The sequence below is a fragment of the Calothrix sp. 336/3 genome, assembly GCF_000734895.2.
Lineage (GTDB): Bacteria > Cyanobacteriota > Cyanobacteriia > Cyanobacteriales > Nostocaceae > 336-3.
In genome coordinates this window covers 732,007-756,191 of the sequence record NZ_CP011382.1, presented here as the reverse complement: position 1 = coordinate 756,191, position 24,185 = coordinate 732,007, and the positions used below count along the sequence as shown (strand labels likewise).

The 24,185-nt window shown below is 41.1% G+C and carries 19 protein-coding genes and 1 pseudogene; 10 read left to right on the top strand and 10 right to left on the bottom strand.

The genetic code is table 11. From position 1 onward, the window contains the following. Positions 1-356 precede the first annotated feature (356 nt). Positions 357-1,466 (top strand): S-(hydroxymethyl)glutathione dehydrogenase/class III alcohol dehydrogenase, encoded by a 1,110-nt coding sequence (locus tag IJ00_RS03025; protein ID WP_035149950.1) that lies wholly within the window; start codon positions 357-359, stop codon positions 1,464-1,466. Between the two features lie 172 nt (positions 1,467-1,638). Here the strand turns inward: IJ00_RS03025 and IJ00_RS03020 are convergent, their stop codons facing one another. The 4 genes from IJ00_RS03020 to IJ00_RS03005 form a co-directional block, all read right to left on the bottom strand. Continuing rightward, positions 1,639-2,241 carry a Uma2 family endonuclease gene (locus IJ00_RS03020; RefSeq protein ID WP_035149947.1) on the bottom strand — a complete coding sequence of 201 codons (603 nt, stop codon included), beginning with the start codon at positions 2,239-2,241 and terminating at the stop codon, positions 1,639-1,641. Between the two features lie 79 nt (positions 2,242-2,320). Beyond that, entirely contained in the window at positions 2,321-3,352 is a 1,032-nt protein-coding gene (locus tag IJ00_RS03015; RefSeq protein ID WP_035149946.1) for a hypothetical protein, read from the bottom strand. 156 nt (positions 3,353-3,508) lie between these two features. After that, complete coding sequence (locus tag IJ00_RS03010) at positions 3,509-3,994, bottom strand: META domain-containing protein (protein WP_035149944.1); 486 nt, start codon at positions 3,992-3,994, stop codon at positions 3,509-3,511. 45 nt (positions 3,995-4,039) lie between these two features. Beyond that, positions 4,040-5,263: a serine protease gene (locus tag IJ00_RS03005; protein ID WP_082127244.1), complete on the bottom strand. Its 1,224-nt coding sequence runs from the start codon at positions 5,261-5,263 to the stop codon at positions 4,040-4,042. A 522-nt stretch (positions 5,264-5,785) separates the two neighbouring features. Between IJ00_RS03005 and IJ00_RS03000 the strand changes: the two genes are divergently transcribed. Further along, complete coding sequence (locus IJ00_RS03000; protein WP_035149942.1) at positions 5,786-6,457, top strand: carbonic anhydrase; 672 nt, start codon at positions 5,786-5,788, stop codon at positions 6,455-6,457. Positions 6,458-6,722: 265 nt separating this feature from the next. Beyond that, positions 6,723-7,994 carry a proton extrusion protein PcxA gene (locus IJ00_RS02995; protein ID WP_144415971.1) on the top strand — a complete coding sequence of 424 codons (1,272 nt, stop codon included), beginning with the start codon at positions 6,723-6,725 and terminating at the stop codon, positions 7,992-7,994. Between the two features lie 347 nt (positions 7,995-8,341). Here IJ00_RS02995 and IJ00_RS02990 read toward each other — a convergent pair whose 3' ends face one another. Together IJ00_RS02990 and IJ00_RS02985 are read right to left on the bottom strand one after the other, a co-directional pair. Next, positions 8,342-9,490: a serine protease gene (locus IJ00_RS02990; protein WP_035149940.1), complete on the bottom strand. Its 1,149-nt coding sequence runs from the start codon at positions 9,488-9,490 to the stop codon at positions 8,342-8,344. A gap of 494 nt (positions 9,491-9,984) precedes the next feature. After that, complete coding sequence (locus tag IJ00_RS02985; protein ID WP_035149937.1) at positions 9,985-10,926, bottom strand: LysR family transcriptional regulator; 942 nt, start codon at positions 10,924-10,926, stop codon at positions 9,985-9,987. A 116-nt stretch (positions 10,927-11,042) separates the two neighbouring features. Here IJ00_RS02985 and IJ00_RS02980 point away from each other — a divergent pair. The 5 genes and pseudogenes from IJ00_RS02980 to rpsD all read left to right on the top strand — a co-directional run bounded on the left by IJ00_RS02980 (position 11,043) and on the right by rpsD (position 15,740). Next, a pseudogene (locus IJ00_RS02980) lies at positions 11,043-11,930 on the top strand (aspartoacylase). A gap of 102 nt (positions 11,931-12,032) precedes the next feature. After that, entirely contained in the window at positions 12,033-12,590 is a 558-nt protein-coding gene (locus tag IJ00_RS02975; RefSeq protein WP_035149933.1) for a hypothetical protein, read from the top strand. 34 nt (positions 12,591-12,624) lie between these two features. Further along, the gene (locus IJ00_RS26920) at positions 12,625-14,277 is read left to right on the top strand and encodes a tetratricopeptide repeat protein (protein WP_052754366.1); all 1,653 of its coding nucleotides are present in this window, start codon (positions 12,625-12,627) and stop codon (positions 14,275-14,277) included. A 53-nt stretch (positions 14,278-14,330) separates the two neighbouring features. After that, positions 14,331-14,849, top strand: a complete 519-nt coding sequence (locus IJ00_RS26915; protein WP_052754365.1) for a hypothetical protein — start codon at positions 14,331-14,333, stop codon at positions 14,847-14,849. 279 nt (positions 14,850-15,128) lie between these two features. Continuing rightward, positions 15,129-15,740 (top strand): 30S ribosomal protein S4, encoded by a 612-nt coding sequence (gene rpsD / locus IJ00_RS02960; RefSeq protein ID WP_035149931.1) that lies wholly within the window; start codon positions 15,129-15,131, stop codon positions 15,738-15,740. A 106-nt stretch (positions 15,741-15,846) separates the two neighbouring features. On the opposite strand, the gene moaA is transcribed toward rpsD, so the two are convergent. Then, the gene (gene moaA, locus IJ00_RS02955) at positions 15,847-16,836 is read right to left on the bottom strand and encodes a GTP 3',8-cyclase MoaA (protein ID WP_035149929.1); all 990 of its coding nucleotides are present in this window, start codon (positions 16,834-16,836) and stop codon (positions 15,847-15,849) included. A gap of 649 nt (positions 16,837-17,485) precedes the next feature. Beyond that, a complete protein-coding gene (locus tag IJ00_RS02950) occupies positions 17,486-17,791 on the bottom strand; it encodes a hypothetical protein (protein WP_035149926.1) in 306 nt (101 codons plus the stop codon). Positions 17,792-17,980: 189 nt separating this feature from the next. On the opposite strand from IJ00_RS02950, the gene fghA reads away from it, so the two are divergent. After that, positions 17,981-18,829 (top strand): S-formylglutathione hydrolase, encoded by an 849-nt coding sequence (gene fghA, locus IJ00_RS02945; RefSeq protein WP_035158323.1) that lies wholly within the window; start codon positions 17,981-17,983, stop codon positions 18,827-18,829. A 31-nt stretch (positions 18,830-18,860) separates the two neighbouring features. On the opposite strand, the gene IJ00_RS02940 is transcribed toward fghA, so the two are convergent. Next, on the bottom strand, positions 18,861-19,355 hold the full coding sequence (locus tag IJ00_RS02940; protein WP_046814701.1) for a hypothetical protein: 495 nt from the start codon (positions 19,353-19,355) through the stop codon (positions 18,861-18,863). Positions 19,356-19,593: 238 nt separating this feature from the next. On the opposite strand from IJ00_RS02940, the gene pip reads away from it, so the two are divergent. Continuing rightward, the gene (pip, locus tag IJ00_RS02935) at positions 19,594-20,532 is read left to right on the top strand and encodes a prolyl aminopeptidase (RefSeq protein ID WP_035149921.1); all 939 of its coding nucleotides are present in this window, start codon (positions 19,594-19,596) and stop codon (positions 20,530-20,532) included. A gap of 962 nt (positions 20,533-21,494) precedes the next feature. Here pip and leuS read toward each other — a convergent pair. Next, positions 21,495-24,059 (bottom strand): leucine--tRNA ligase, encoded by a 2,565-nt coding sequence (gene leuS / locus IJ00_RS02930; RefSeq protein WP_035149918.1) that lies wholly within the window; start codon positions 24,057-24,059, stop codon positions 21,495-21,497. Positions 24,060-24,185: the final 126 nt, after the last annotated feature.

Here is a 24,185-nt window from a genome sequence, read left to right as displayed (position 1 = left end):
TAACCAACTTTGGGGGTTTAAATCCCCGTCACAAAACGTAATTACGTTAGCGTTAGCTCTCCCGCAGGGAGCATTATGAATTATTTTAATACGGTTGATTGCATCCTAATAACCAGTTTGATTGCCTTGTTGCTGATACAGATTAGCTGCTCCTTGAAAATCTGCGATCGCCGCTTCGGCGGGCTGGAAGCCTATCGCCCCCTTGTTTATCTCCATAGATTACGACGAGCATTACCTCGCTTGCTATAGAATATGGCATCATTATTTTTATTTCCCAGATAAATATATTTTCTATACCTCTAATTTTCGATACACTCAAAGTGGACTAAAAATGCAGTGAAGAAGGGGTAGAGGCTGTGGAAGTTAAAGCAGCAGTCGCTTTTAGTGCGGGCAAACCTTTGGCAATTGAGATGGTACAGCTAGAAGGACCCAAAGCTGGCGAAGTTATGATAGAAATAAAAGCCAGTGGGGTGTGCCATACCGATGCTTTTACCCTTTCCGGGAACGATCCCGAAGGTTTATTTCCGGCAATCTTAGGGCATGAAGGTGCAGGTGTAGTTGTCGAGGTGGGGGAAGGTGTGAAGAGTGTCAAGGTTGGCGATCGCGTGATTCCTCTCTACACCCCAGAATGTCGTGAGTGTGAATATTGTCTGAGCCGCAAAACCAATCTTTGCCAAGCGATTCGTAGCACCCAAGGCAAGGGTGTGATGCCCGATGGTAGTAGTCGCTTCTCCATCAATGGCGAGAAAATCCACCACTACATGGGCACATCTACCTTTGCTAACTATACAGTCCTCCCGGAAATCGCCGTTGCCAAAATCCGCGAAGATGCACCCTTTGAAAAAGTTTGTTATATCGGCTGTGGTGTAACTACGGGTATTGGTGCAGTAATTTACACTGCCGGAGTTGAAGCTGGCTCCAATGTTGTAGTTTTTGGCTTGGGTGGTATCGGTTTAAACGTCATCCAAGGAGCGCGGATGGTAGGGGCAAATATGATTATTGGAGTAGATATTAATCCTAGTAAAAAAGCTCTGGCAGAAAAATTTGGGATGACACATTTTGTGAATCCCCACGAAGTTGAGGGTGACTTGGTTGCTTACCTGGTTGATTTAACTAAAGGTGGTGCTGATTACAGCTTTGAATGTGTGGGTAACGTGAATCTCATGCGCCAAGCTTTAGAATGTTGTCACAAGGGTTGGGGTGTAAGTGTGATTATTGGTGTCGCTGGTGCAGGGCAAGAAATTCGCACTCGTCCCTTTCAGTTAGTGACTGGCAGAGTCTGGAAAGGTTCGGCATTTGGTGGAGCTAGGGGACGTACGGATGTACCGAAAATTGTTGATTGGTATATGGAAGGCAAGATAAATATAGATGATTTGATTACCCATGTGATGCCAATTGAGCAGATAAATCATGCTTTTGACTTGATGCACAAGGGTGAATCTATTCGTAGCGTGGTGACATTTTAAGAGATTACCAAAAAATCTTTAAAGAATGGGTTTTGAGTAGGTGATTATAGAGATGATTTTGGAGTTTCTTTTGTTTTTATAAAGCCTAGAAAATCTGTGGTTTCAGCCAGAATCGTCTCTGAAATAGCTGCAATTTCTTTTAGTACTTGTTCTTTGATTGTCATAGTAGTTGTTAAAACTGCATAACATCATTAAGTTTGAGTTGTAAGTTTGGTAAAAGATAAGAATATATATTATCTCCCAAACGATATTGTTGCTGTTGGTACACACCATCAATCAACTGACAAACGATAAAAGTTGGTTGTTTGGGATTGCCAATAAATTGTAAGCCACCCAATCCGCGAAAGTCGATAATCCAATATTCTGGAATTCCCAGAAAAGCATACTCTTCAACTTTTCTCGCATAGTCATCCTGCAAGTTTGTACTGACAATTTCAGCAACAAGTTTAATGGTATTACCATTACAAATAATCGGTTCTTTTTGCCAGAGAGGTTCTTGGCTTAACTCTGCTTTATCTAAAATAATTACATCAGGACGTAGTGCTGTAGCTTCAGCAGCAGGAGGTTTTATTAAGCAGTTTTTGGGAATTAGCCAGTTGAGATTTGTTTTAAATATTTCAACGTATATTTTTCCTGCGATCGCACCTGAAACAGCTTCGTGGGGACCAGTTGGTTCCATATCACGTAATTCTCCGTCAATTAGTTCGTAGCGAGGATTATCACCGTATTGGATGACAAATTCCTCGAAGGAGAGTAGTTTTGTGGTGTAGGTCATATTTTTCCCTCATACTTATGCGATAAACCTACGGTTCGCTTACGCGAACGGAAATCCTGGTATGGCTTTATTAATAAATTTAACTATTTTCCTGAATATGGACTCGTACGGTACGCTCTACAGTCCCTGCAAGCTGAATTTCCATGACATCGCTACCCAGAGGTTCCACTGATTCCAGCAGCGATCGCAGATGGGGAGTACTCGCACCCGTATCCACATACAATCTATCTGCCAAGTTACCAATCTTTTTCCATGTCATATACATCTTGGCAATCATTTGCTCCATCTGCGATGCTTGGTTGACTAAATCCGCAGCAATGCTCAAGCAACCGATGCGTTGTGCTTCAATCAGGGCAGTTTCAATATTGACATCCTGCTGAGTCAATGCTTGTACCTGGGCAGATGCTTTCAGATATTTGGCTAAATTTTTCGCTTCTGTAGTTACTTGCTTCACCGTATCCACATCAGGGTTTGCGGCTATTTCCTTCTGCAAAGATTCAATATGGGATTCGGGCAGTTTTTCCATTTCTTTGACCAGGGGGGCAATATACCGCGCAGGCAAGCTGTTATCGGCAGCTTTTTCCTTTACAGATTCCGGTAACAAGTCACTAGACATTGCCATCCATTCATCATTCATTTGCCGCACTTCCCTGCGAGTGATGCGATCGCCCTTTTCTGCTGCTTCACTCACCATCACCTGGACTTCTGGTGCAGCTTTGGAAGTCTCCACAAATGCTCTTTTACTGAAATTTTTGATAGCACTGGGTTGTAACTTGCCATCCTCTAGGAGAGTATCCGCACTATTGGCTAATTGAATCCAAGCATAGGCTTGACTTTTACTGATTTCTCGTTCCTTCAACCAGTTGAGAAAACCCGTTCCCCGTCCGTCACCACCTTTTTTCTCGCGATCGCGCACAGCACGCAGGATACGTCCCCGCCAAATTTCCGTTTGCAAATCAAAGCGATCGCATACCTGCCAAGCGACATCTACCTGCTGTTGAAACTCCATCTCTGGAATTCCCTCATCCTCTGGATCTGGCAGTTCAAAAGTCAAATCTGCTGGTTGTTGCAGTGCAGCTGCTAAGTCGTTAAGAGATTCGTTGTAGTCCACGATTGATGTAGTCAATGGTGTAAGCGACGGCTTATTATGACATACTCTTGTCACCCTCGTTGAGGAAAATTTCCAGCTATGCGATCGCGCTTTGCGCGGTTCCCCTTGGGAGCGTCGCGTTAGCGGAACCGAATTCTTTTGCCCCCACTCACCCCATTACTGCTGAGACACAAAGTCCAAAACTCCCTCAACCCCATCTAACCGATAAAACAAGAGCAAACGGCTGGAACCTTCAACACGCAAACGACGCACTGATTTGAGAGCAGATAAAAATCGGAACTCTTGATTCATTACATCCGTTTCACAAGCCATCCTTGTTGAACTCAATGTTCCAATGGAAAGTTTATTATTTACTAAACGATAGGAACCATTGAAACTATTACAACCAGACGAACCTTCCACTTGAGTGTCCTGAAATTTTACAGACAATTGTGTTTTTGGTACGAGAATAACCCTAGAACCTTGATATTCCCAACGTTGCAATTCCCAAGCAGAATTCTTCAAAACAACCTTAGACTTCTGAGGACGCTTTGATAACATATATCCAGACTGGTTTAAACTCAACTCTGCACTAGCCCCTACAGTGGTACAACAAGTAAAGGTAACTCCTAAAATTCCTACAACTAGAATTTTTTTCAGCATTATCTATAACCCCCAACTCTCTCATCTCAGCAGAATCACTTAGAATTAACTACAATATCCTAGTTGAGCGTAGGTCATATTACTGCCTGAGCGCTTGGTAGAACACAATTGATTGAGTAAGGATCCAATATTACCGGCTCCATAGTTACCATAACTTGCATTGGGATACTCTTTATTCTGTGCAAACTGGGATGAATAGTTGTTCTTGGAACCATTTGGATCCGATTCTCCCCAGGAAGTGACACCAACAACAACACCACTTAAAGACTGATTCCCAGCATTTGCTCCACTCGAAAAAACAGGATTCTCATAACCGAAATTAGCGATCCAAGGTCCCCCACTCGAACCCTTAGTAAAATTACTTCCCTGGTAAATTTGTTTTGCGCCACTCAGAGTTGTCAAATAACTGGGACCATCGCTCCTTTGCATAATCCGACCAGAATCTAGCAATCCTGGATACCCCAGGGTGGTAAGTGCTGCAACAGTTAGATTACCTGTGTATTTAGAGCTAACAAATGAATAGTTATTCCAACCGTAACCTAAATATCCAGTAATGTCTCCGATGAATTGTCCCTGGGAATTTTTAGCGATAATCAGAACAGCTAAGTCATTATTTCTAGTTGCACCACTTCCCGTATCCGTTCCATTTGCCCAAGTATTAGGTCTGACTAGTGCTTCCCAACTCCAACTACCGTAAGGAGCAGAACCATTGTAAAAAGCTGGTGTATAGGAAAAGTTAGAAAATATATTTGCTCCACTTCCAAAGTTTTGGACACAATGGGCGGCTGTCACAATTACACTTTTACGAATCAAGCTGGCACTACAATGGGCTGTTGATTGACCAACATTAAATGTCAGTCTTCCCGTAGCACTGTAGGGGAAAGTCGCGCTGAGATAAGCATTAGAATTAGAACTGACATTGAAAGTAGGTTGATGTGACACCCTTTTGGATGTAAAGGGTACTCCAAAGGAACCGTAAGCTTGAATACCTATTAATCCTGGTGATTTTTCTGTGATTGCTCCTGGTGTAGCATTTAATGGTTTATCAATAGCTGTAGCTGGTGCGAGATTATTTGTACTTGCTCCCTTTAAAGGGTTGATGTATGGCTGAGATTCAGTAATATTTTTCTCGCTTAGTCTCTGAATCGGCTGATTGTTGATAATCGTTACATCAGTAGTGCCTCTATTTTGTGCGAAAGCTGCTACTTGTAAACCTAATAATGAAGCAGCGACCAATGATAAATTACCTACAATGACATACTTACGCATATAGGAAAATCCAATTATGTACCTATAATTGCTTAATCATTCATTTCAGGTAACTTTACGTAGACAAATAAACATCTTTAATTTTTCTTCATTATTCCACCAAAATTGTTGCAGAAAACAATAATTGCACAAGTATTTCTGAGTAATTTCAATTCTCTTAAAAAATGACAACAGTAGTAAAATAACTGATACATTGTCATGATTTATAGGTTTTTTTCGGATACCTTAGGACATTAGCGTAGCATCAAATACTTACGTCAAAAGGGTTTCAAGGCTTCCCCTATTATCAATAATGAAATAAAATTATTCTTTCTAGGTAGCACATTTTCGCCAAAGGGTGTAAGAAGGTAATAACTCTTGATAAATACTCACGGATTCGCTTTGGTAGCAAAAGAATACATAGAGGTCATTGATACTTTTATTCACTGAATTGAGGAATATCTTGATTTCTCTGCGAAATAATCGTGAGATTCTGTGTAATTAAAAACCAAGCCATATACTTGTACCCGGAGGAAGGAAACTGTGCCCATAAAACGTATAATCGATGGACTCAATGACTTTCATGATAATTACTTTAGCAGTCACCGTGAGTTATTCACCCAACTATCCCAAGGGCAAACACCAGAAGTATTATTTATCACCTGTTCCGATTCACGTATTGACCCCTGTCTAATTACCCAGAGTCTACCGGGAGAATTGTTTGTTGTCCGCAATATTGGTAATATTATTCCGGCTTATGCCAAGACTGGGAATGCAGAAGGTGCAGCCGTAGAGTATGCAGTCCAAGGTTTAGGGATTAAAGATATAGTTATTTGTGGTCACTCTCACTGTGGAGCTATCAAAGGATTATTGCAAATAGGTAATCTTGCTCAACAAATGCCTTTAGTTTATGACTGGTTACGACATCACGGTGAGCCAACCCGTCGTTTAGTATTAGATAATTATGGTGATTATCCCCAGGAAGAATTATTAAAAATTGCCATTGAGCAAAATGTGTTAACCCAAATAGAAAACCTGGAAACCTACCCCGTGATTCGTTCTAAGATGCATTCGAGAGAAATTACCCTCCATGCTTGGATTTATGAAATCGAAAGTGGAGCAGTTTATGCCTATGATGCTAGCAATGGTAAATTTAAACTCTTAGAAAATCGTCCCTTCCCTGTACCCAATCCACTCATTGGCAGTCATCCATAATCAAGTACCATATCTTATTAGTTAAGTTAAAAATTGATAACTTATTGTATAGATGCTCACTTTTACATAGGTTAGCTATCATTTTTGTATGGACTACAGACAATTTATCAAGTAAATATTAAATTTATGAAGATAAAAAGCTGAGTTTTTCATCAATAGGATAATCTTTACTACTCTATCCAAGGAAACTTGTTTTTTACAGGTTGTAAGAGTCGCTAGTTAATTATGTTGTTTGAGATTATCAATAGCGAGGTGAACATCAAAAATGTGTGCTATTAAAACTTCTTTTTTTCAGAAGAATACCGATTTATTACGACAAACGCTCAAAACAAGAACTCTTTCAAGTTACCATTGGTTTAAAAATACTCCCGAACGAGCATTATCTCAAGCTTATGAAGCAGCTCAAGCAATTCAAGAGGTTGAGGATGAACATTTTTCTAGATATGAGATTAATCAGCAAAATATGTCGCCGAGTATCACTTCCTATTGGCGATTGTTTCTGAGAAAAAAACTGATATTCATTCAAATTAAACTCTGGGAATTTAATCTGAGCCATTCTCTTTTGAGTTATCAAAGTGAGGAATGTTTGCAAAAATTAAAATTTATTGATGGTGTTATCTATAAATATACAATTGGTCAGGCGATTACTGATAATCAGGTAGAAAATACTCAGTTATCAATAGAAAAGAATAATTTAGAGGGATATATACAAGGTAAGGGAAATAAGCAAAAATCTTCAAGCTTTGAGAAAACAGGGTTTTTACCTGGCTCCATTGGTAGAACTATTCAGAAAGTCTCCGGAGATTTATCTCCTCAAGCAGAAGAAAAATTTCTGCAAAAATTTCGCTCATCGAGAAAAAAGACTCAAATAGCAGTTAACTTTTTATTATTATTAATTGTTGTTCCATTACTAACTCAAAAAGTATCACAGCAATTAATTATTGCTCCCATCGTTGAACATTATCGTGGAGAAAAAGCAGAAATATTCTTGAATAAAGAAATGGAAGAAAAAGCTTTTAGAGAATTAAATAAATTTGAAAAAGACTTAAAATTTCAAGGATTATTACAATCCTCTCCAGATTTATCTAAGGAAGTGAGAGAGGAGAAAATTAAACAAAAAGCACTGGCGATCGCCACAGAGTTTAGACATCACAGCAGTCAAGCTATTAGTAATATTTTTGCTGATAGCCTTTCTCTCTTAGCCTTTGCAATTATTATTATCACTAACAAAAAACAAATTGCTGTAGTTAAATTATTTATGGACGAAATCGTCTATGGTTTAAGTGATAGTGCCAAAGCATTTATTATTATTCTTTGTACCGATGTTTTTGTCGGTTTCCATTCGCCCCATGGCTGGGAAGTGCTATTAGAAGGATTAGGAGAACATCTGGGAATTGCTCCTGAAAGAAGTGCTATATTTTTATTTATTGCCACCTTCCCTGTAATTTTAGACACAATTTTTAAATACTGGATTTTCCGCTATCTCAGTCGTCTATCTCCCTCCGCTTTAGCCACTTTTAAAGAGATGAATGAATAAATTTATATCCTTTTTTCGTTATCTCAACAACAATAAACTTTAAGATTGCTTCCCTACACTAATACCGTTTCACGAAAATAGTGAAACAGATACAAACCCTGAAAGTCTGACTAGATAAGACTTTCTTAATTGCGTTAGCGTTAGCTCTCCCGCAGGGAGCATTGCGAATTGCGAATTGCGAATTGTGAATTGGTATAAGTTACGGTAATGACAAATAGTGCTTGTGTAAGTTCTAAAATATACAGATTTGTTTTATTAACTCAATAAAAATAAAATCAGGTTTATCAAGTAAAAGACTTTGACACGATAAACCCAATTTGAAAGCTCGGCTATGCAGAATTGCAAAATTAACAGTTACCAGACTTCCCAGCGCAAGCAATATTTAATATTTGCGTGAATTGATTATCCAGAATTGAACTACCTTGCACTAATAATCCTGCTATATTCCCATTTGCATCACGATAACCATAGGAAGTCACACCAACAATTTGATTGGGATAGTTATTCTGCCCGACATTTTGCCCAGAAGCAAATTCACCAAAATTTTGTATCCATGGTCCCCCACTAGAACCACCCCCCATATCTGAACCATAGAGAATAGTATTATTGCCACCACTACCATAACTAGCTGATGCGACTTGGTGCATAATTTCTCCACTGTCCAAATTCCCTGGATAGCCCAGCAGATGTAGATGATTCGGTGAAAGTTTGTTTGTTGCGTATGATAAATAACCGACAACATCACCGATTTTCCGAGTTACACCATTAATCGGTTGGTCATTCAGTTCCAAAATTGCATAGTCACCAGCATTTGCAACTGTACCATTACCTGTAGCCCAAGCATTTGTGGTGACAACTCGACCCCATGTCCATTTACCGTAGGGAGCATAGCCATTTCTATAAGCAGGAATAAATAAGAAATTACTATAAAAACCGTTATTTCCGCCACTACCTTTGTGAACACAGTGACCTGCGGTTAGAATAAGTCTTGGTCTGAGGACAGCCGCAGAACACATCGAATCACCTTGAGGTGTTTTAAACAATAGCTTACCTACGGTTCTATAGGGATATGCTTGCTCTATTCCCTGGGGAAAAACGCGGGAGCTACTGAAATGAGCACCTTGGGAGCCAACATTTAAAGGTTGAACTTCGTTATTTTTTAGGGGTTTATCTGGCGTAAATAAGGGTGTTGTTTCTGGTTTTACCTCTACTGTCGGACGCGCACCGGGAGCGCTTTTAGACTCTCCTACAGGTGTAGCTTGGTTGCCAATTAAAATACTACCTTTAATATTGACTGGTAACTCTAAAGGTTTGGCTTTCTTCAGTCGTTCGGGAGTCCAGTAGGTATCTACTCCCTGGGCAGATACTTGGTCATTTTGTTTCACCAGATGCTTATTCGCACTCATATTGGGAACATCTGCGAAAACTGGTATTTGTAAGCTAAATAATGAAGCGGCGACTAGGGGTAAATTACCTGCAATGAGATACTTCCGCATATGGAAAACTCCAATTGTGTACCTATATTTTTAAATCGTTAATTTCGACAATATTTATGCAGAGAAATATAATTCTACAACTTTTATTTAGAAATAGATGGGATATTTGGGTGATGTTAATTATCTGTATAATCATCATAAAATTATCCCTTGCTGGTAACTCTTGATAATGGGGAAGGTAAAAGTTGTAGTTACTGATTCTCCGCATTTCAGTCAGTGGCGACAAACCTACGGTTCGCTAACGCGATGCTCGCAGACTGTTTCCGGAAACTTTTCTGCAACAACAAATTCTCTAAGTTAACCCACACCGTGGTGATAGGAAATTTCGGATAATTTTTCAAAATTGGACAAATTCTCTACTTTTACAGAAGTGAGACAAAAAGTTTCTATTAATAAATAATACTTTCTATATATTGACAGAATGACTATACGATGCAATTACGATATTAGGCGTAAAGAAACTGTTTACCTATTCAATTAGCACCGGGAGCAATTTAATTTTTATGCTGAATTAAGCCACAGACTCCCAAAAAATTGTGTAAGACAGCAGAAGAGTTATCACACCGCCAAGCAGCTACAATTTTGAGCTTTGGTGTCTGTTCTTGAATCCTTCGGTAAACAACTCCCTGACGTTCTATCGTTTTGATATTAGCAGGTAGCAAACTAATCCCCAGCCCGCCAGCAACTAAGCTGAGAATTGTCAACATCAAATTAGCTTCTTGCGTCACTTTAGGAACAAAACCGACTTCCTGACACAAACTAACAATTTGTTGGTACAAACTGTAGGACAGATGGGAAGGTGGTAGGATGAAGGACTCATGGGCAAGAGATTGTAAAGAAATTTCTGCCTGAGCAGCCAGAGGATGGTTTGATGGTAGAACCAAAACGAAAGATTCTTCCTCTTCCTGAATTGCCTCAACTGATAATTCTGTGTCTTTGTAATTCCAATCTGACAAATCCCAATGCATCAAGCCAATATCAATTTGTTGAGTTTCCAGCCCCTTAATTAAATTGTAAGCGGTGTGTTCTTGTAAAACCAGTTTGACATTGGGAAATTTAGTACGAAACTCCGTCAAAAGACTGGGGAGAACACTATTAGAAACTGAAGTATTGAATCCAACTATTAATTGTCCAACTTTTCCTTGACTCACGAGTATTGCTGTCTCAATGGCATGGTCAAATTGAGCTAGGATTAAACGGGCTTCTTTGAGAAACTCAAGTCCTGCGTTCGTAAGTCGTAGTTGATTTTTATACCTGTCAAATAGTTTGACACCACCTAATTTTCTTTCTAAGTCTTTGATTTGCTTGGTGAGATTGGGTTGAGCCATGTGCAATTGCTCCGCCACCTTGCTAATGCAACAGTTTTCTTGCTGTGCCACAGCGATAAAGTAGCGCAAGTGTTGTAACTCAACATTCTGTCCGCGCTGAAATGCCATTAAGCATTAATCTCTCTATAATATATATTTTTTTATATAGTACTATCACCAATACCCACTAGCAATGCATTTAAATTTCCTTTAAGCTGAAATCAACATCTTCAAGGAAAGAGTTTATGTTTGATTCCCCAATCAAAAACGTTGCTCTTGTTGGTGGAACTCATGGGAACGAACTGACAGGAATTTCTCTAGTCAAGAAGTATGAACAAAACTATCATTTAATTAAGCGCGACAGTTTTGAAATCTTAACTTTATTAGCAAATCCTCAAGCGATCGCCGCAGGAAAACGGTACATAGATACTGACCTGAATCGCTCCTTTAATCCTGAGGATTTACAAAATCCCTGACTGATTAATCATGAGCAGTTACTTGCTAGACAAATAGCTTTTACTATTGAGCAGTCAAAGATTGATTTAATTATTGATTTGCATAGTACAACCTCTAATATGGGTTTGACAGTGATTTTGCACAATAATCAGCCTTACTTGTTAAAGTTAGCTGCTTATTTAACTCAGACAAATCCTTTAGTTAAAATTTTGCAATACCCACTGAATCAAGACCATCCTTACTTAAGAAATCTCTGTAAATTGGGTTTTGCTATCGAAGTTGGTGCAGTTGCTCAAGGAGTTTTACAAGCTGATATTTTTGAGAAAACTGAAGCCTTGATTTTCAATATTTTAGATTATTTAGAACAATCTAATCGAGAAGAATTTGCATCTACTGGTAATAAATTTACCATGTATTGTCAAACAGGAAAAATTGATTACCCCAGAAATGCATTTGGAGAATTGCAAGGAATGATTCATCCACAACTTCAGTTTCAAGATTATCAGCCACTCACTCCAGGTGAACCGATATTTTTAACTTTTGATGGACGGACTATTACTTATAAAGGTGAATCAACAGTTTATCCAGTTTTCATTAATGAAGCTGCTTATTATGAAAAGAATATTGCTTTTTATGTAACCGAAAAGCGTGAAATCACAATCTATAAGCAGATTTAAAGATGCTATTTTTGGGAGGTAATATTTCTAAAATCAGGCAATTTTTATAGCTTTTGATTGGCTCAAAAATGCAATCTATCATAATTTATTAGGGTGTTTTACATGAGAATAAATCAAATCAGAAAATTTTTATTTTATCCATTCTGCATTGGCGTTGCTGTGTTCCTAACTGAAAGAGCTAATGCTCAAACAACAGCTGTTCCGCTTCATTCTCCACCGCCACCTGCTGCTGTTTACAATTGTGCTGGTTATGATTCTGTATTTAATGTTGCTCCTAGTATTCTGGGAGAAATAGAACTTGATGGTAAGGGAAATTATTCTTCTAAAAGCTACGGAGTAGGAAAATACCTTTTTAATCCTCAAACTAGCAGGGTAAAATTCATCAGTGGTAAACTATCTCGTTGGGTTGGAGTTTGGGAAATTCGAGGAGGAAATGTACGGATTCGTTTTCCGCAAACACCAGATACACCCATTAAGCCAGACACCTCTGTAAAAGATACTGTTTGTTATCCAAAAAAAGCCAAACACCGTGCAGGGTTCACGCGAGGACAGATACGCACCATTGCAGACAGGGTAAGAAAGATACCCACTTCAGATGCTGGCAGAAATCTTGCCAATAAATTTAAATCTAAAACCAGCATATCTGTAGTCTTACCATAACATTTATTTTTTCCCAATTAAGCAGGTGTAAATCATGAAAAAACATCAACACGTATGTGTTAGCTTATTTTCTTTAGCATCGTTGCTAGGGTTAGGTACTAATGTGCAAGCACAAGATCCTTGGATCAATCCAATACCTATATATGGTGGAGATAGGAATCCAATCATACCTGTAGTACCAGAAAGTGGCACTTCTCGGTCTCAAACTGATTCTTCAGGTTCTGCATCCAGAAAACGTCGTGCAGGTTTTACGCGAGAACAGATACGAAAGGTTGCGGACACGATTAGAAAGATGTCTGGTTCGGAAGCGGGAAGGGCTCTGTCCGATAATGGAGGTTTGATATCTATCATCTGCAAAGATCCTTCTCCTAAAGTAAATGGTCGTGTGCTGAATGCTGATGAAACAGCTATGCTGCGGGAAGAGTTAGGGTGTAAAAAGACTTCTGTGTCAGAAAGACAAGAGCAGACAGATATTCCTAGAAATGCTACCAAGCCTAGTTCTACAGCAGTAGTTTCTAATTCACCTACTTCTACCAGTAACGATCTGCTTGAACAAGGAGCAGACATTTTTGCTGGAGGAGATGAACCAAAGGCAATTGAATACTTTACCCAAGCAATCAACAAAGATTCTCAAAATGTTCAGGCTTACGTATTTCGAGGGGCTGCTCGTTCTATTACCAATGACTATCAAGGGGCGATCGCAGACTATACCAAGGTTCTACCAATTGCTCAACTTAGCCCCGAAAAACAAACGCTACTTTACTTTTATCGGGGGAGAGCATACCTCGCACTTCAAGAGTATCAAAAGGCAGCGTCAGATTTCTCTCAGGTCATCCAACTCAACCCCAAACTTGACTCTAGTTATATTCGCAAGATAGACCTTGATAATTTTGTATCTGACACCTACAACTTATTTTATATCTGGGCTCTAGTTGACCGCAATCGTCCTATTAACTTAATCAAGGATTATAAAAATCTTCCTTTTAAAACGATATTTACAATATATGCCTATGCGCTTCGAGGATCTGCTCGTTCTGGTCTCAATGACTATCAAGGGGCTCTCTCAGACTATACTCAAGCAATTAAACTTGATCCAAAGTTTTTTGGTGCCTATGTAAGTCGAGGCATGATCCAAGATGCTCTTAATAACCCTCAAAAAGCGCTGGCAGATTTTAACCAAGCCTTCCGGCTTGTCCCGAAATATAGTAATGCCTACCAAGAGCAGCAGGCTTATTTGGGTCGGGGGAGTACTCGTGTGACGCTGAAAGACCTTCAAGGCGCACTTACTGACGCGAATCAAGTTATCAAAATAAATGCTAAGTACGCTCCTGCTTACGCTTTTCGGGGAGCGGTTAAAAGAAGACTGAAAGATTTTCGAGGCGCGATCGCTGATACCAATCAAGCAATTGAACTAAATCGGGAATATCCTATGTCCTACGTGACACGAGGAGTTTCACGCGCCAGACTCAATGACTATCAAGACGCACTCAGTGATCTCAATCAAGCAATTAAACTTGCTCCGAAATTAGCCAACGCTTACTACTATCGGGGTTTGGTGCGTTATTTACAAGGAGATAAGCAGGAAGCAATCTCTGACTATGAACGAGCGGTGCAAATATCGCCAGAATTAGTTAAGCAGTTGGATCAAGAAACATTTGATAACTATATTCTCGCTGCTCGTCGTTAACGAGGCGTTACGTTCAATCTCAATATTGCTGACAATCACCAGGAGCAAATAATATGTTTAAGCTTCGTACTTTGATAGGTTTTAACTTAGTATCTTGTGTGTATTTACTAGGGTTTAGTAGTAATGCACAAGCACAATGGTATACACCTCCCATACCAGTAAACATTCCGGGGTATGCCATAGACAATGAGATTTGCAGACAAAACCTTGAAGTGAGGAATGATCCAGGATGTCAAAACCCTGGTTCTTTGCGGAGAATAAATCAAACAGGTGATACGAATGTTCGCAATTCAACTATTAATCATCGAGCGGCGATCGCCTATCTCGAACAGGGTTTTCAATACTATAAAAACCGGGAATACCAGAGAGCGATCGCAGCCTATAATTCAGCGATCGCCAATAACCCCAGTTATGCTGCTGCTTATCTTTGTCGCTCTATGGCGTTACTAAAATTAGGAAATAAAAACGATGCCTATTTAGATGCACGCAGAGCTGCTCATTGGTCTCGCCAACAAAACAATCAGAAAATCTATAATGCAGCGCAAAAAATGAAGCATGCAATCTATCGATAAGAAGTTGCGTCCCAATTTGGGTAACGAGATCGACGCTGGGGTAATCCTGGTTGAATAAGTTCTGACATTGAGCCTAGAATCCCAGGGTTTCAAGGTGTGGGAGTGTCAATTCCAGCAATTCTAGAGGTATCACGAAGGTCAAAAATAGACTGTTCGGTTTCTTGTAGACCAACTTGGCAGATTTTTCTCAAAAAAAATTGATTAACTTATAGCCTTAAGAGTGTCAAATATTTATAATGGTATGTCTGGGTAAATGTTTAAACAGGATTAGAGTAAGAAATGTCCCGATACAGAGGACCACGCCTCAGAATCACACGTCGCCTGGGTCAAGAATTGCCAGGATTGACTCGTAAAAGTGCTAGACGCGCTTATCCCCCCGGTCAGCACGGTCAGAACCGCAAAAAGCGCTCTGAATACGCTATCCGTTTGGAAGAAAAGCAAAAAATCCGTTTGAATTACGGTGTCACTGAAAAGCAATTGCTACGTTATGTACGTAAAGCTAGACGGGCAACGGGTTCTACCGGACAGGTGTTGTTACAGTTGCTAGAAATGCGCTTGGATAATACCGTTTTCCGTTTGGGTATGGCTCCAACCATTCCTGGTGCGCGTCAATTAGTTAGTCACTGCCATGTGACTGTTAATGGTCGTGTAGTTAATATTGCCAGTTACCAGTGTCGTCCTGGGGATGTTGTTGCTGTTAGAGATAAGGAAAAATCTCGGAAATTAGTGGAAGCTAATTTGCAATACCCTGGTTTGGCAAACCTACCTAGCCATCTGGAGTTTGATAAAAACAAGATGGAAGGTAAGGTGAATAGCGTTGTCGAACGGGAATGGGTGGCACTCCAAGTCAATGAACTGCTGGTTGTGGAATACTATTCACGTCAAGCGTAAGAGGTGAAAGACGTTGCGGCTGAACGTCTGTTGGTTAGTGAGTAATTCTCATCAATCTAAATTACTCATAACTTCTTATTGAAAACTCCTCTGATTCCCAGCTCTCTCACCCACCAATTTGCGACATGGTGCGAGTATATGTACCTGTAGCAGTGCCAGAAACGCGCTGCTTAAAGTTGATTTCTGGTTTTATTATTAATAATTCTGTCAACTGCTCCCGTAGTTCAGCTGTGCTGACACCAGTGCGGAGAGCAGTTTTTAAGTCGATTTGCCCGCTTTCGTTCAATAGACAGGGACGTAACCAACCATCGGCACTGAGGCGCATCCGGTTACATCTATCACAAAAGCATTCGGACATTTGGCTAATAAATCCTAGTGTACCCTTGGCTCCAGGGATTTGAAAAATATCCGCAGGTCCATTTCCTAGTACCATCCCAGTTGTTAGTCCCCATGTGGAACGAATTTTTTGCCGCAAATCTTCCGAGGATACCCAACCGCGATCGCCAAATAAATCAGAGTTGCCAATGGGCATAAATTCAATAAATCTGACGTGCCATTCTTTGTCTATAGTTAAGGCTGCTAAGTCCAGGATTTCATGGTCGTTGACACCGGGAATTACCACAACATTTAACTTTAAGGGGTTAAAACCGACACTATAAGCAGCCTGAATACCTGCCCAGACATCATGCCACCGCGATCGCCCACGATTACCAATAATTTGGTCAAAAATCTCTGGTTCTAGGGAATCTAAGCTAATATTCAGCCGCCGCAAACCTGCATCATAGAGACTTTGAGCTAGGGGTGCAAGCAAGAAACCGTTAGTTGTCATCGATACATCTTTAGTTTCCGGGAAGGAGGCGATCGCCCCCACTAATTCCACCACCCGTGGACGTAACAACGGTTCTCCCCCAGTTAACCGGAAGCGAGTAAACCCGACGGGAATAAATACTTCCTGAATTAAAGTCAGCAACTCATCATCCGTCAATAACTGCTGCTTGAGAATATAATCCATTTCCGTACCCTCTGGCATACAGTACTGGCAACGAAAATTACAACGGTCGATTAAACTGATGCGAAGATAATCTACCTGATTCATGGGTGATAGTTAAGGGTGGAAAATAAAACAGCAATAGGCACAAAACCTATAACTCTGCTTAATTACTATATTCATTTTCCTAGTACAGCACAGCGTAAATAAACCAACGATACCCTACGGGAAACCGCCTTGTGTATACAAAATCAACGACACACTGACACTGTATTAATTTTGTTAGCGTAGCTCCTCTATTATGTCCTATTTCCCATTTCCCTAATCTTGAGGAAGGATAGGGATTTCCGGTTTATCCGGTCGGCGATCGCTAACTGCTTAGTATATTTTTAATCTCATCTGTACTTACGTAGTACCAGATGTGATACGTCAAAAAAACGTGAAAATATCATGTTTTTCAGTAATTTCAACTACGCTACGACTGATTGATAAAGAATAATTTTTATTATACATTTACAAGCTACATACAGACGTATAAATACTTGGTGCCTGTATTTAAAAAAGCCTGGAAAGCCTTATATATTCTTGGCAATTCATAAGAAACAGGGTTTTACTTCATCACTCCCAGATAAAAATTTTTACAGTAATCAAGCATGCTCATAACATCTTCTGTATCTCAAGCTCAAAAGCGAACTTGGGCTGGTGCGGTATTAGCAAATGGTATAGAGTTTCCATGGAACTTGGCATGGTTCTGTAACTACTTAACTTTTGCCCCAGCACCACTATTAGAAGTATTGGGTGATTTTTCACCCGTATTTTCTGGAGGTGATGGATTGCCAGAATCTGGTAACTTATTCACCGTTGGCATTATAGGTTTGGCGCGACGCATTCTTTTGCGAGTCCAGTATTTAGTTATTTGTCGATGGGTGCGAGTTGTATTTACCTTTTGCGGATGATAGTTGCGTTGCTTGCGATTTACTGGCTGGGCAAGTGCCAATTGAGTTGTCAGTGTAATTCCTAATAAGATTGTAGTGAAAGTTGATATCCAGAGATTGATTTGCATATTCTACCTCTCGTGACGCAATTCTAAACCAAGGTTGCCATAGGTGAAACTTATGGCGATTTTTGGATTTTATCCCTGACATGAAAACTTGTATATCCTAGCAAATTATGGTAGTTTTTACGAGCGATGTGGGTAGGTTTATCGCCTGTTTTTTGCTTATCTATACGATTTATACCAAGTCCTGAACCTATGAAAGACCTAACTCTCATCTCAGAATCCCAATCCTTTGGTGGTAAACTTGGTTTTTACAGTCATTTCTCCACAACTTGTAATGCAGAGATGCGCTTTGCTGTCTACCAGCCACCCCAAGCCGCTACCCAAAAATTGCCTGTACTCTATTTCCTCTCTGGGTTAACCTGCACAGAGGAAAATTTCATGGCAAAAGCTGGGGCACAACGTTTGGCTGCCGAGTATGGTTTGTTGTTAGTTGCACCAGATACTAGCCCTCGGAATACAGGTATTCTAGGGGAAGATGATGATTGGGATTTTGGTACAGGCGCAAGTTTTTATGTCGATGCCACCCAGTCACCTTGGTCATCCCATTACAGGATGTATAGTTATATTGTCCAGGAATTACCTGCCCTGATCGCAGCAAATTTTCCCATCCAAGGGGATAAACAAGGTATTTTTGGTCATTCCATGGGGGGACATGGAGCCTTGATTTGTGCCCTGCGGAACCCCGATTTATATCAGTCTGTTTCTGCCTTTGCCCCCATAGTTGCGCCCACGCGCTGTCCCTGGGGTGAGAAAGCTTTGGGTGGCTATTTGGGAGAGAATCGACAAGCTTGGTGTGCCTATGATGCAACTGAGTTGGTGGGTAAATATAGATATCATAGCCCTATCCTCATTGACCAGGGTACGGCAGACAAATTTTTAACTCAGCAGTTGAAGCCAGAATTATTTGCCCAAGCTTGTGCGCAGATGCAGCAACCCCTGATTTTGCGCTACCAAGAAGGCTACGACCACAGCTATTATTTTATCGCCAGCTTCATGGCAGAACATATGCGCCATCATGCAGCCATACTAACATCTGGTTAATTATTCACTCCCAACGAATTAACTATCTCCTTTATCCCACACCATCTTCCGGAGTTGGTGACTGCTTCTGGGAGTACAAATTATCACAGTAAACTGCCCAAGCTGCCCCAAATAAGCCAGTAATGGAACCAGCGATCGCGGCTGTTGCTCCCCACCCCACCGGACCTAACCAGTTGTTAATCTCCATTAGAATAGCTGTAGTTGCACGACTAGCAACGTAGGATACCCCAGCTGCCACCGCAGTCACTAAACCCAACTCTGTCAACATTTCTAACACTTGCTTGTTGGATAAATCCTCATCAAAATATATCTTCCAGATGCGGGTATAGAGCAAGATATCAGAAGTTGTTAATAGTAGTTGTGTAGGTATTTTTCCTCCTAAACCTGGTGCTGCTGCTGCCATCCCTCCACCCACTGCATAACCTGCGATCGCCAATGTGGTTTCTAATCTTTTTCTACCCAAATTACTCACAGTTGATTCTCCTGTTACTCCCTTACAGACGCGATATGTAGCGTCTCTACTCATTACTCCTTCCCAGTATTGGTAAATTCCGATAAATTCTCATCAATATCAGACCACAACTTCATCGGGACTATCACCGGAAATTTTACCCATATTTATTGGTACGGCACCGATTTCCATACTTTTTCGAGTATAGCAGAATATCAATTTGTCCTTCTCAGACGGTATTTCTAGCTAAATTTTCCATGACATAGCTGGAGAAAGCAGTTAGGATAATTTGTCATGACTGTTTTTTTGGCATATGCGCGAATTATATCCGGCGATCGCACCCTATAACCAAGGCTATTTACAAGTCTCTGACATCCATCGTATCCACTATCAAGAGTCAGGAAACCCCCAGGGAAAACCTGTGGTATTGCTTCATGGAGGACCTGGTGGCGGTTGTCACCCAGTTTATCGCCAGTATTTTCACCCCCAAAAATGGCGTTTAGTCATGTTCGATCAACGAGGTTGTGGTCAAAGTACACCCCACGCAGAACTCCGAGAAAATACAACTTGGGATTTAGTTAGTGATATTGAAAAATTACGCCAACACCTGGGAATTTCAGACTGGGTAGTTTTTGGTGGTAGTTGGGGAAGTACCCTTTCCCTCGCTTACAGTCAAACCCATCCCGAAAACTGCACCGGTCTAATTCTACGTGGTATTTTTATGCTCCGCCACAAGGAATTACAGTGGTTTTATCAAGAAGGTGCCAGCAATATTTTTCCCGATGCTTGGCAGGAATATTTAAAACCCATTCCCCCAGCAGAACGGGGAGATATGCTCAGTGCATACTATCAAAGATTAACTAGTCCTGATACTAAAATTCGCCTCCAAGCTGCCCGTGCATGGTCAATTTGGGAAGCTAGTACTAGTAAATTACTCCCAGACAATGACTTAAAAAAACAATTTGGTGATAGTAACTTTGCCGATGCCTTTGCCAGAATTGAATGTCATTATTTTGTGAATCGCGGATTTTTCACTACAGAAGACCAACTATTAACTAATGTTGACAAAATTCGTCATATTCCCACCGTTATTGTCCAGGGAAGATACGACGTTGTTTGTCCGATGATATCAGCTTGGGAACTACACCAAGTATTCCCGGAATCAGAATTAATTGTTGTACCGGATGCGGGACATTCTATGAGTGAACCGGGAATTCGTAGCGCCTTAATTGAGGCAACAGATAAGTTTTAGAGGAGAAAATTTGGGGAATCTATTTATCCTTAGTTATACTATTGCACAGAATTTGCCTTGGTAAAATTAGGCAACTATCCGCGAGATATTTTGTCAAAGTAGCCATCATGAACTGCGTACACCAGGACAGATGAAAATAGGTATTGGACATTAATTATTTCTCCCTTGTCCCCCTTGTCTCCCAGTTCCCCAGCTTTTTCAAGTCAGGTTTATTTGTGCCAAGTGTAACCAAGGCTTAATGTTCCTTGTGTCTGAGATTTAGCAGATTGACTGAGAATCTGAAAATTTTCCGGGTTCTAGCTTCCAGGGATGTACCTAAAACTAATTGCTAAGAAACAAGCATCACCTGCACCCTGATTTTTCTGGTTTGGGAATCGCCTACAATTTCCCATCCATAGAAATTCCTGTGCCATCACTTCACCCATATAGGCATCGACAAATCAAAATTTTCATGAATGTCATACATCTTACCTAGGATACCCCTAACCCCCTAGTAATAAATTACTATAGGTCTTGGCATGGTCTTATACCAACTTTTGTCCCACCTCCGCAAAATACAGCAACAAAATTAGTCTTGTTAATTCCTGGATGTTACCAACTTATACTAGTGTCAGTTAAGAAACTGTCACTCACCCAAGTCCCCGTTTTATCCGAGAAAAGATATTCTTAATTTGTGCAAGGAGTGATACCACTTCACCAAATGTTTGTCACAGGTTATCAATGCAATCCCTGTCACCACAGGAATATTGCAGGTTCCAGATGTTGCATCAAACAAGTGAATTGGTATACATCTATACCTTTTAGGTGCTTGAGTGAGCAAAGCTCTCAAGCACTTTTTAATGTAAGTATTGAGTCACAAAAAAAATGTCAATAGTCACAAACCCTGGAAAAAGGATGCATGACTTTTGACATGGAGGCAGGATATCAGAAGATACCACCTAAGTAAGTGTCACAATGTATCTTTAGCCGAGGACGAAGTTAACCAGCTTACCTGGTACGACGATCGCCTTCTTAATTTCTTTACCTTCGATATAACGTTGAGCTAACTCCGATTCACGAGCTAATTGCTCTAGCTGTGCTTTGTCTGCGGTTGTGGGTACTTGAATGGAACCGCGAGTTTTACCCATAATTTGGATTACCAGGGTAATTTCGTCGGCAATCAATGCTGCTGCATCACACTGTAACCATGACTGGGTATGCACGGAGTCCCTATTTCCCAATAAATGCCATAACTCCTCGGCAATATGGGGGGCAAAGGGAGCAAGTAAGATAACTAAGGTGTTAATACCCTCTGCGTAAACAGGGGAATCCTTACAGGTAGCATCTGTGAGCGCGTTACTCAATTTCATCAATTCGGAAATTGCCGTGTTGAATTGATATTCCCCTTCTACGTCTTCGCTGACTTCCTTGATTGCGGTATGAATTGCCCGACGTAAATCTTTTTCAGCTTTCGACAGGGTATCAGTACCTGGGGTTGATGGGGGTTGATTTGCAAAATCCGTCACCAATCTCCATACCCGATTTAAAAAGCGAAACTGTCCTTCCACGTCTGCTTCATCCCATTCCAAATCCTTTTCTGGAGGTGCTTTGAAGAGAATGAACATCCGTGCGGTATCAATGCCATATTTATCAATGACATCCTCTGGAGCCACACCATTACCCTTAGATTTAGACATGGTGGCATAGAGACGCTGTAAAGGTTCTCCGGTTTGGGGATCCAGGGGGTTGCTAGCATCAACTAAATGGGTGGGTATCCACTTATCCTTACCTCCCTTATTCGGGTTCATATAGGTTAAACCCTGTACCATTCCCTGGGTTAACAAGCGTTGGAAGGGTTCATCGAAATTCAGTAAACCGCGATCGCGCAATACCTTAGTAAAGAAGCGGGAATACAACAGGTGTAAAATCGCGTGTTCGATTCCTCCCACGTATTGATCCACGGGCATGAAATCATTTACCTTGGCACTATCAAACACCTGTTGGGAATTCTGAGCATCGGTAAAGCGCAAGTAATACCAAGAGGAATCGATAAACGTATCCATGGTATCGGTTTCCCGTTGAGCAGGAGTCCCACAACTAGGACAGGGAACATTTACCCAACTTGCTAATTTAGCTAAGGGAGAACCACCCCTACCAGTAAACTCCACATCCTCCGGTAACTGTACGGGTAAATCCGCATCAGGAACGGGAACCGCGCCACAATTCGGACAATGGATGATGGGGATAGGTGCGCCCCAATATCTCTGACGGGAGATTAACCAATCTCGTAAACGATACTGAGTGCGAGATTTTCCGAAACCGGATGTTTCTGCATACTCCACAATCGCTTTTTTCCCAGCAGCAGAATCCATGCCATCAAATTGCTGGGAGTTAACTAACACACCCGCCTCTGTATAGGCTGCCGTTAGGGTTGCGGATGGGTCGCCACCGGGGGGTACAATCACCACCTTGATGGGTAAATTCTGTTCCCTGGCAAATTTGAAGTCGCGGGCATCGTGGGCTGGTACGCCCATTACCGCCCCGGTACCATATTCATAGAGGACATAATCGGCAATCCAAATCGGGACTTCTTCCCCGGTGAAGGGGTTGATTACCTTGCCCCCGGTGGGAATACCCCGTTTGGGTTTGTCTTCTGCGGTGCGCTCTAATTCACTTTGGTTGCTGACTTCCGCGACAAATGCTTCTACCGCAGCTTGTTGTTCCGGTGTGGTGACTAACTGAGTTAGGGGGTGTTCGGGAGCTAAGACAACGTAACTCACGCCATAGACTGTATCGGGACGAGTTGTATAGACGGCGATTTTTTCCGTGCTTCCCACCACTGGAAATTCCAAATATGCACCCGTTGACTTGCCAATCCAATTGGCTTGCATCAACTTGACACGTTCGGGCCATCCTGGTAATTTGTCGAGGTCATTTAATAACTCTTCGGCATAGTCAGTAATTTTGAAAAACCATTGCCGCAACAGTTTCCGTTCTACCTTGGCTCCACTTCTCCAGGAACGTCCTTCACTATCTACCTGTTCATTGGCTACCACGGTTTGATCAATGGGATCCCAGTTGACGGCGGCTTCTTTTTGGTAAGCCAAACCAGCTTGGAAAAACTGTAAGAAAATCCACTGTGTCCATTTGTAATAGTCGGGAGAACAGGTAGCAACTTCCCGCTCCCAATCGATGGAGTAACCTAAGCGCTTCAGTTGCGATCGCATCTGTTCAATGTTTTGATACGTCCACTTGGATGGGGCAATTCCCCGATCAATGGCTGCATTCTCTGCTGGCAAACCAAAAGCATCCCAACCCATGGGATGGAGTACCCGATACCCTTGCATACGTTTGAGGCGAGCGATCGCATCAGTAATGGTATAATTACGGACGTGACCCATGTGCAGGCTCCCCGATGGGTAGGGGAACATAGACAGAGCGTAAAATTTGGGTTTGTGGGTATCTTCCGAGGTTTTATCTAAACCTTGCTCAGTCCATGCTGTTTGCCATTTTTCCTCGATGTCTGCGGGGTTGTATCGGGAATCCACAATGATTAACTCCTAACTTAACTGGATGGTGATTTCTCGTTATTTTGGCATAATCCTTCCCACGACGTGGCGATCGCCATGGTGAATCCTGTCAACATAATTCGTAATTCATAATAGTGCTTCCGG

Bases quoted from the DNA above. Each gene is read 5' to 3' on its own strand.
- IJ00_RS03020 (WP_035149947.1), bottom strand. From the start codon at position 2,241: ATGACCTACACCACAAAACTACTCTCCTTCGAGGAATTTGTCATCCAA.
- IJ00_RS03010 (WP_035149944.1), bottom strand. From the start codon at position 3,994: ATGCTGAAAAAAATTCTAGTTGTAGGAATTTTAGGAGTTACCTTTACT.
- IJ00_RS03005 (WP_082127244.1), bottom strand. From the start codon at position 5,263: ATGCGTAAGTATGTCATTGTAGGTAATTTATCATTGGTCGCTGCTTCA.
- IJ00_RS02995 (WP_144415971.1), top strand. From the start codon at position 6,723: ATGTGTGCTATTAAAACTTCTTTTTTTCAGAAGAATACCGATTTATTA.
- IJ00_RS02990 (WP_035149940.1), bottom strand. From the start codon at position 9,490: ATGCGGAAGTATCTCATTGCAGGTAATTTACCCCTAGTCGCCGCTTCA.
- IJ00_RS02985 (WP_035149937.1), bottom strand. From the start codon at position 10,926: ATGGCATTTCAGCGCGGACAGAATGTTGAGTTACAACACTTGCGCTAC.
- IJ00_RS02975 (WP_035149933.1), top strand. From the start codon at position 12,033: ATGAGAATAAATCAAATCAGAAAATTTTTATTTTATCCATTCTGCATT.
- IJ00_RS26920 (WP_052754366.1), top strand. From the start codon at position 12,625: ATGAAAAAACATCAACACGTATGTGTTAGCTTATTTTCTTTAGCATCG.
- IJ00_RS26915 (WP_052754365.1), top strand. From the start codon at position 14,331: ATGTTTAAGCTTCGTACTTTGATAGGTTTTAACTTAGTATCTTGTGTG.
- rpsD (WP_035149931.1), top strand. From the start codon at position 15,129: ATGTCCCGATACAGAGGACCACGCCTCAGAATCACACGTCGCCTGGGT.
- moaA (WP_035149929.1), bottom strand. From the start codon at position 16,836: ATGAATCAGGTAGATTATCTTCGCATCAGTTTAATCGACCGTTGTAAT.
- IJ00_RS02950 (WP_035149926.1), bottom strand. From the start codon at position 17,791: ATGCAAATCAATCTCTGGATATCAACTTTCACTACAATCTTATTAGGA.
- fghA (WP_035158323.1), top strand. From the start codon at position 17,981: ATGAAAGACCTAACTCTCATCTCAGAATCCCAATCCTTTGGTGGTAAA.
- IJ00_RS02940 (WP_046814701.1), bottom strand. From the start codon at position 19,355: ATGAGTAGAGACGCTACATATCGCGTCTGTAAGGGAGTAACAGGAGAA.
- pip (WP_035149921.1), top strand. From the start codon at position 19,594: ATGCGCGAATTATATCCGGCGATCGCACCCTATAACCAAGGCTATTTA.